Origin of the sequence: uncultured Allobosea sp. (assembly GCF_945956895.1) — a bacterium.
Lineage (GTDB): Bacteria > Pseudomonadota > Alphaproteobacteria > Rhizobiales > Beijerinckiaceae > Allobosea.
The window spans coordinates 1-7,650 of sequence record NZ_CAMFJF010000099.1; the positions used below are offsets into that span (position 1 = coordinate 1).

Annotated in this window: 11 protein-coding genes; 7 read left to right on the forward strand and 4 right to left on the reverse strand. The window is 63.9% G+C overall.

From position 1 onward, the window contains the following. Window positions 1-496: CoA-binding protein (locus tag Q0Q02_RS22090; RefSeq protein WP_293812760.1), on the reverse strand; the 496-nt coding region annotated here is incomplete at its 3' end. Window positions 497-609: 113 nt separating this feature from the next. Further along, window positions 610-1,422 (reverse strand): enoyl-CoA hydratase, encoded by an 813-nt coding sequence (locus Q0Q02_RS22095; RefSeq protein ID WP_293812762.1) that lies wholly within the window; start codon window positions 1,420-1,422, stop codon window positions 610-612. A gap of 101 nt (window positions 1,423-1,523) precedes the next feature. On the opposite strand from Q0Q02_RS22095, the gene Q0Q02_RS22100 reads away from it, so the two are divergent. Beyond that, on the forward strand, window positions 1,524-1,952 hold the full coding sequence (locus Q0Q02_RS22100; RefSeq protein ID WP_293812763.1) for a PaaI family thioesterase: 429 nt from the start codon (window positions 1,524-1,526) through the stop codon (window positions 1,950-1,952). Between the two features lie 23 nt (window positions 1,953-1,975). Here the strand turns inward: Q0Q02_RS22100 and Q0Q02_RS22105 are convergent, their stop codons facing one another. Together Q0Q02_RS22105 and Q0Q02_RS22110 are read right to left on the reverse strand one after the other, a co-directional pair. After that, window positions 1,976-2,383: a carboxymuconolactone decarboxylase family protein gene (locus tag Q0Q02_RS22105; RefSeq protein ID WP_293812765.1), complete on the reverse strand. Its 408-nt coding sequence runs from the start codon at window positions 2,381-2,383 to the stop codon at window positions 1,976-1,978. Continuing rightward, the gene (locus Q0Q02_RS22110) at window positions 2,316-2,747 is read right to left on the reverse strand and encodes a MerR family transcriptional regulator (protein WP_293812767.1); all 432 of its coding nucleotides are present in this window, start codon (window positions 2,745-2,747) and stop codon (window positions 2,316-2,318) included. The genes Q0Q02_RS22105 and Q0Q02_RS22110 overlap by 68 nt, the downstream gene beginning before the upstream one ends. A 346-nt stretch (window positions 2,748-3,093) precedes the next feature. Between Q0Q02_RS22110 and rplM the strand changes: the two genes are divergently transcribed. The 6 genes from rplM to Q0Q02_RS22140 all read left to right on the forward strand — a co-directional run bounded on the left by rplM (window position 3,094) and on the right by Q0Q02_RS22140 (window position 7,377). Further along, on the forward strand, window positions 3,094-3,558 hold the full coding sequence (gene rplM, locus Q0Q02_RS22115; RefSeq protein ID WP_257731664.1) for a 50S ribosomal protein L13: 465 nt from the start codon (window positions 3,094-3,096) through the stop codon (window positions 3,556-3,558). Between the two features lie 2 nt (window positions 3,559-3,560). Continuing rightward, entirely contained in the window at window positions 3,561-4,040 is a 480-nt protein-coding gene (gene rpsI, locus Q0Q02_RS22120) for a 30S ribosomal protein S9 (RefSeq protein WP_293812769.1), read from the forward strand. A gap of 479 nt (window positions 4,041-4,519) precedes the next feature. Beyond that, window positions 4,520-5,767 (forward strand): hypothetical protein, encoded by a 1,248-nt coding sequence (locus Q0Q02_RS22125; RefSeq protein WP_293812771.1) that lies wholly within the window; start codon window positions 4,520-4,522, stop codon window positions 5,765-5,767. A gap of 182 nt (window positions 5,768-5,949) precedes the next feature. Then, window positions 5,950-6,702 carry an SDR family oxidoreductase gene (locus Q0Q02_RS22130; protein WP_293812773.1) on the forward strand — a complete coding sequence of 251 codons (753 nt, stop codon included), beginning with the start codon at window positions 5,950-5,952 and terminating at the stop codon, window positions 6,700-6,702. Between the two features lie 100 nt (window positions 6,703-6,802). Continuing rightward, window positions 6,803-7,081 (forward strand): hypothetical protein, encoded by a 279-nt coding sequence (locus tag Q0Q02_RS22135; protein WP_293812775.1) that lies wholly within the window; start codon window positions 6,803-6,805, stop codon window positions 7,079-7,081. 83 nt (window positions 7,082-7,164) lie between these two features. Beyond that, window positions 7,165-7,377, forward strand: a complete 213-nt coding sequence (locus tag Q0Q02_RS22140) for an arginase family protein (RefSeq protein ID WP_293812777.1) — start codon at window positions 7,165-7,167, stop codon at window positions 7,375-7,377. Window positions 7,378-7,650: the final 273 nt, after the last annotated feature.

Genomic DNA, 7,650 nt, shown 5'->3' on the forward strand with positions numbered 1-7,650 from the left:
AGCCCTTGCCGGCGAGCACCGGCTTCTTGGCCGAGAGGATGCGCGAATTGATGCCCTGCCAGCCGATCTCGCCCGAAAGCCGGCCATATTCGATCTTGGGGCAGCGGTTCATGATGACGGTGACGCCCTTTGCCTCGGCCCGCGCCGCGGCGTCGTCATTGCGCACCGAAAGTTGCATCCAGATCACCTTGGGCAGGGGATCGAGCGCCAGCGCTTCGTCGGTGATCGGGCCGGCCGCTTCCGAATTGCGGAAGATCTCGACCATGTCGATCGCGCCGGGAATGTCCTTGAGCGCGGCATAGACCGTCTTGCCGAGGATCGCCTGCCCGGCGAGGCCGGGATTGACGGGAATGACGTCATAGCCCCGATCGAGCAGGTATTTCGTCACGATCCAGCTCGGCCGCGCCTCGTTGGCGGATGCGCCGACCAGTGCGATCCGCTTCACGGATTTCAGGATGTCGCGGATCAGGCTGTCGGGATAGGCGTCGTGGTTCATGCGGATACTCTGCGTCATTCTCGGGCGAAGCGAAGCGCAGACCCGAGAATCTCTTCGAAAAGAAATCTGGTTTCCGAGATGCCCGGGTCAAGCCCGGGCATGACGGCCTTGATCTACCCCTCCCACACCGGCGCGCGCTTCTCCACGAAGGCGCCGATGCCTTCCTCGGCGTCGCGCGCGAGCATGTTCTCGACCATCACCGCCGAGGCATGGTCATAGGCCGCCTTCAGCCCCATCTCGCGCTGCTCGTAGAAGGCGCGCTTGCCGATCTTGATCGTCGCCGGCGATTTCGAGGCGATGATCGCGGCAAGCCGCTGCGCCTCCGCCAGCGCATCGCCGGCGGGCACGACACGATTGACCAGCCCCATCCGGGCCGCTTCATCGGCCGGCACCATCTCGCCGAGCAGCAGCATCTCCAGCGCATGCTTGGCTGAGAGGTTGCGCGAGAGCGCGACCATCGGCGTCGAGCAGAACAGCCCGATATGGACGCCGGGCGTGCAGAAACGTGCGGCCTCGCCTGCGACCGCGAGGTCGCAACTCGCGACGAGCTGGCAGCCGGCTGCCGTCGCCGTGCCCTCGATGGCCGCGATCACCGGCTGGGGCAGGGCGGTGATCTGCTGCATCATGGTCGAGCAGCGCCCGAGGATGTCCGTGAAATAGGCCCGGCCCCGGTCAGCGTCGGCGCGATGAGCCGTCATCTCCTTGAGGTCGTGCCCGGCGCTGAACACCGGCCCGGCGGCGGTCAGGATGACGGCCTTGACCGAACGGTCGGCCGCGATGGCAATGAAGACTTCGCTCAGGGCGGCCAGCATCGCCTCGCTCAGCGGGTTGCGTGCCTGCGGGCGGTTCAGCGTCAGCGTCGCGATGCCCCCGGCATCCTCGCGCAGCAGGACGGGCGCGGCTTCCGGCTTATGATGGGCGTTCATCGTGCTCCCCTTGCGCTTCCCTTCGGCATTTCTGCCTATTGTCGGAGCCGGGCGGCCATGCTGCAAGGGGAGAAGTCCCGTTCCAGCCTTCGGTTTTCCGCATGACGACCCGCATGAGCGCCTCCGAGATCGATGCCTATCTCGACGAGGTCTTCCCCCAGCTCCACTATGGCGGGCGCACCTATTTCATCGAGGAGGTCGGGTCGATGACGGCCCGGATGCGCTGCGACTACCACGAGAAGCACCTGCGCCCCGGCGGCACGATCTCGGGGCCGACCATGATGGCGCTGGCCGATCTCGCGCTCTATGCGGCGATCCTCGCCCAGATCGGCCCGGTTGGCCTTGCGGTGACGACGAGCCTCAATTTCAACTTCCTGCGCAAGCCCGGCCAGTCGGCGCTGATCGGCGAGGCGAAGCTGCTCAAGCTCGGCAAGCGGCTCGCGGTCGGCGAGGTCTGCCTCTATTCGCAAGGGGAGGCCGAGATGGTCTGCCACGCGACCGGGACCTATTCGATCCCGGCCGAGCGGTAAGCGCTGATCGCTTTTTCGCCGCCTCAGGCGGCTTGCTGGAGATCCCGCGCTGCAAAGACCTCCTTGGCGACGAAGAGGCCGTTGAGGGCGGCCGGAAAGCCGGCATAGACGGCCATCTGGATCAGCACTTCCACGATCTCGTCGCGGCTGAGCCCGACATTCAAGCCGGCCTCGATATGCACCTTCAGTTGCGGCGTCGCGTTGCCGAGTGCTGCCAAGGCCGCAATCGTCGCGATCTCCCGTTGTCTGAGATCGAGGCCTGAGCGCGTGTAGATGTCGCCGAAGGGGAATTCGACGATGTAGCGTGCAAAGTCGGGTGCGATATCGGCAAGCTGGTCGACGACCCTGGTCCCGGCTTCGCCGTCAATGGCCGCCAGGGCCTGCCAGCCCCGCTCGAACCGCTCGTTCGTGTCGTTCTGTTGCTGCGTCATGGTTCGTCTCCACCGTGTCTGAGCCGGCATAGCCGGCGATCTTGGTGTCGAGGACGGCAAGGCAGGCTTGAAGCTCGGCGACATGAGCCCGGACCTTGGCCCGATGCTCCACCAGCAGAATGCGGCGGTCCTCCTCCGTGACGGGGCCGCGTTCGCGCAGGCGCGCATATCGCAGCATGTCGCGGATCGGCATTCCGGTCGTCTTCAGACGGCCGATGAAGTCGATCCAGGACAGAATGGAGGCGTCGTATTCACGGTGCTGGGACGAGGCGCGCGAGGCATAGGGCAGCAGCTTGATTCGCTCGTAATAGCGGATCGTATGCGCCGACAACCCGGTGCGCCTCGCGAGATCCCCGATCTTCATGGTTCGCCCTGTTCGTCGTGACGCAGATCTAGCTACATCTTCGAGCGCACTCTAAGTCAAGGGCCGGCTGCAGGGGCGGTTCGGCGACTTCTGGTGCACCTTCCATGTTCGAACCTGTCGGTGCGCGCGCGTAGTAGAGAGCGGGGCACGGCAGAATTGAAGAGGCGGATGCAACTGCGGTATCCAGTTACCGTTTTTGACATTCCGCTGAAAACAAACATTTTTTCGGCATGTTGCGTGCGCTCTCACGCTTGACATGAGTGCCGATGCGCCGTAGTCACCACGCCACACCGCCGCCGGGCTCTCCGGCGGCTTGTCCTTTTTTACGCAACCGAAGGGTACCGCGATGAAGACCACCGTCTCGCTCAAGCCCGCCGATGTCGAAAAGAAGTGGGTTGTGATCGATGCCTCCGGGCTCGTCGTCGGCCGTCTCGCCTCCGTTGTGGCGATGCGTCTGCGCGGCAAGCACAAGGCCGCCTACACCCCCCACGTCGACTGCGGCGACAATGTCATCGTCATCAACGCCGATAAGGTCTCCCTGACCGGCCGCAAGCGTGACCAGAAGGTGTACTACCACCACACTGGCTTCCCGGGCGGCATCAAGGAGCGTTCGGCCAAGTTCATCCTGGAAGGCCGCTTCCCTGAGCGCGTCGTCGAGAAGGCCGTCGAGCGCATGCTGCCGCGTGGCCCGCTCTTCCGCCAGATCCTCGGCAACCTGCGCGTCTACAAGGGCGCGGAGCACCCGCACGCTGCCCAGTCGCCGGAGGCGCTCGACGTCGCCGCGCTCAACAGCAAGAACAAGAGGGTCTGACCGTGGCTGAAGTTCTGCAGTCTCTCTCCCAGCTCGGCGACGTCGCCAAGCCCGCTCAGCCGGAAGCTCCGGTTCACGTCAAGAAGGTCGATGCGCAGGGCCGCGCCTATGCCACCGGCAAGCGCAAGAACGCCATCGCCCGCGTCTGGATCAAGCCGGGCTCCGGCAAGGTCACCGTCAACGGCCGCGACCAGGAGATCTACTTCGCTCGCCCGGTGCTGCGTCTCGTGCTGGCGCAGCCGCTCCAGCTCGTCGATCGCATGACCCAGTACGACGTCATCGTCTCGGTCAAGGGCGGCGGTCTCTCCGGCCAGGCCGGCGCGGTGCGCCACGGCATCTCCAAGGCGCTGACCTTCTACGAGCCGGAGCTTCGCGGCCCGCTCAAGAAGGAAGGCTTCCTGACGCGCGATTCGCGTGTCGTCGAGCGTAAGAAGTTCGGTAAGGCCAAGGCCCGCCGCAGCTTCCAGTTCTCGAAGCGCTGATCCAACTCTTCAAAAGAGTTTCAAATCCGGAGGGTCGGCAGAAATGCCGGCCCTCTTTTTTGTTGGCCGAGGCTCGGAAGAGCGGGGCTTCAGGCGAGGTTTCGCGATCGTCTGTGCCGGACCGGCCGCGCCGCATGGCTCATCTGCCGTGCAGTCGACCAGACCTGTCGGTGGCTGGAATCCGGGTGGAGCGCATCGATGCGACCCAGGGATTGCGGGGAGTATAAGGCGGCAGGATCTTTGGAGAGGCCGATGGAGGCACTGATTGGCCTTCATGGGTACTCCCGTTTCGCAAGGTTACAGAGAAGACTGGAAGCGATAAGTGAGGAGCCCGGAATTTGCAGTCAGTTGCGGAATGAATTAGATTGGAGCTGCGGTAATTGGAAGTATATCGATGATGTCGATCTAGAATCTAGTAATGAGCAAAAATAAATCTTCAAAAATGAGGTGTTTCTGAATTTTGGCGGGAGATTAGCTGCATGTCGAGCAATCGGAGCAGTTATCAGCGGACCGTTCTAGCTGCATCGACCTTTTCCTTGTTTGCAATCCTGGCCGGAGGCGTGGCTTTTGCCATTCCTTGGCTCGTTACAATCCTGTTCTTCGCGTTTTGCTGCGCGGTCGCATCCGTCGCCGGTCTCGTCGTGTTTGGCGGGGTCATTGGCCTGTCCCGTGACACGATGGAACTGCGCGGCCAGCCCTACTATTCCAAGCGCCCGCGCGAATGCGCCGCCGGAGCTGTCATTCGCCTGCGACGGAAGCTGCTGAGCCTGCTTCCGGGCTCGCCGGCTCGATTGCGGCTCTGGCCGGGCGAGTGGGTCCAGGTCCGCCCCTTTGCGGAAATCGCGGGGACACTCGATGAGGAGGGCCGGCTGGACGGTTTGCCATTCATGCCCGAGATGGTGCGTCACTGCGGAACACGTCACCGCGTGTTTCGGCGTGTCGAGAAAATCCATCATTATTACGGCCCTACGGCACCTCACCTGCGGCGTTTGCAGGACGCAGTACTCCTGGGTGAATTGCGGTGCGACGGCGCAGGACACGGCGGCTGCCAGGCTGGATGTCAACTCATCTGGAAAGAGGCCTGGCTCGTCCCCAGCAACAGTGCCGAGGCGGATTTGCCCGCGCCGGAAGCGGCCGACGCGTCGCGGCTGAGCACATTCACGAAGGTCGGAGCGGCCGACGGCGAGGAGCGCTACGCCTGTCAAATGACCGAGCTGCCGGCGGCAACGGCACGATTGAGCTGGCGCGACCCAAGGCATTACTGGCGTGAGCTGCGTTCGGGTAATGTCCGTCCCGGTCCCTTCATCGTGGCCGTCGCACTCGCGTTGTTCAATACCGCACAGCGGCAACTCCGCGGCGCGGAGGCGCCCTACCGTGAGCCGACGGACCGCAAGACCAGTCCAAAGGAAGTGCTCGATCTCCAGCCGGGAGAGATCGTGCGCGTGAAGACACGACGACAGATCGAAGAAACATTGAACAACGTGTCGAAAAATCGCGGGTTATGGTTCGATCGTGAAATGCACCGGTTCTGCGGCGGGGAGTTTCGTGTCGCCTCGGTTGTCCGAACCATTATCGACGAAGCCAGCGGAAAAATGCTGACCATGGGCAGTGCCTGCATTGTTCTGGCAGGCGTATCCGCAACCGGAGAATATCTCGGGCTATGCCCCCAGAACGAGCTGATCTTCTGGCACGAGATCTGGCTTGAACGCGTCACATCGCGTCTTTGATCGTTTCGGCGAGGAGGAGCGGTCGGGCGGTCGGGTCGCGAGGCGTACCATGAAGATGGAATCGTGCGCCGTCTCAAGGCGCCGATCGTTTCCGGGATCGCCGGCATGCGGAAGGGCGGCTCGCAAGAGCCGCCCTTTTCGTATTGGCTGGCCCTTCCACGCCAGATCAGCAGGAGCCTGCCATGAGCCGCCCCGTTCTTCTTGTCACCGGCGGCAGCCGCGGCATCGGCGCCGCGACCTGCATCATGGCGGCCGGGCGCGGCTATGATGTCGCCGTGAACTACCAGAGCAATGCGAAGGCGGCCGCCGGGGTCGTCGCAGCCTGCGAGGCGGAGGGCGCGAAGGCGGTCGCGCTGCAGGGCGACATGGCTGATGCTGCCGACATCATCCGCGTCTTCGCCGAGGCGAAGACGGCGTTGGGGCCGCTCACCCATGTCGTCAATAATGCCGGCATCACCGGCAAGTCGGGTCCGCTTGCCGAGGTGGAGACTGCGGTCATCCGCGAATGCATCGACGTCAACGTCACCGGCGCGATCCTTGTCGCCCGTGAGGCGACCCGCGCGCTCATGGCGAACGCGGGGGCTGAGGGCAGGGCGATCGTCAACATCTCCTCCGTCGCGGCCGAACTGGGCTCGCCCGGTGAATATGTCTGGTACGCGGCTTCGAAGGGTGCGGTGGATTCCCTGACCATAGGTCTCGCCAAGGAACTCGCGCCGCACGGCATCCGTGTGAACGCGGTCGCGCCCGGCATCACCGAGACCGAGATCCATGCGCTCTCGACCGGCGAGGCCGGCCGCGTCGCGCGCCTTGCGCCGCTCATTCCGATGCAGCGTGCGGCGACCGCCGACGAAATCGCCGAGGCGGTGCTGTTCCTGCTGTCTGGCGCGTCTAACTACACGACCGGCGTCATCCTGAAGGTTGCGGGCGGGCGGTAGCGTCGGCGGTGCCTTCGCCGTCATGCTCGGGCTTGACCCGAGAATGACGCCAGGACGACGACCTCTCGCGCGTCGCCCGGCTCTGATGTAGCAAGAACCCATGCGCGTCCTTCTCGTCCTGATCGCCTTCGGCATGATCGCGGTGCCGGCCCTGATGATGCTGGCGCGTGAGGAGTTGCCGCGCGGGCGGCGCATCGGCCGAGCGCTATTGATTTTCCTGGCGCCGGCTGTCGCGCTCGGCCTGATCCATGGTGTGCCCGAGCTCGACGGGCGCGCGCTCAACAACCCGAATGCCTGGACGATGCTGCGCCTCGTCCTGACCGCGCTCGCGCTGATTCTGCCCTGGTGCCTCTATGTCTGGTTCACCGCGCGCCGCTAGAGCATCGGCCCGAAAAGTGGCACGCGATTTTCGGACAAAGCCGATGCAAGATCAAAGAGCTCGATACTCCAGCTGAGCCCCTCATGACCGAAGCCTTCGACAAGCCGCCGATCGACCACGCCTTCACTGCCGATCAGGCGCTGCGCATCCTCTGGGCGATCCGCGATCTCGATATCCACGGCATGGACGTGGTCGAAGTCTCGCCGCCCTATGACCATGCCGACATCACGGCGATCGCAGCCTCGACCATCGTCCAACATCACATTCAGGCGCTGGCGCTGAAGAAGGCTGGTTGAATCTGTTTGCGAGGAAGCGCGGCGAAGCGATTCAGAGGAATCGCGTTTTCGGGTCTATTCCTCGTCATGCCGGGGCCTGACCCGAGCATCTCATGACACCGAGGCTCCTGCGCCTTCTTCTGCAGGAGATTCTCGGGGCAAGCCCGAGAATGACGCCATCTTTGCAACGCCGATTGACACCCGGCCCAAGCGCGAACATATACGGTGCCATGATGACGAGCTTCATCCGACGTCGCCCTGTCCAGGCCGCTCCGGCGCGCCCGCGATGACGCT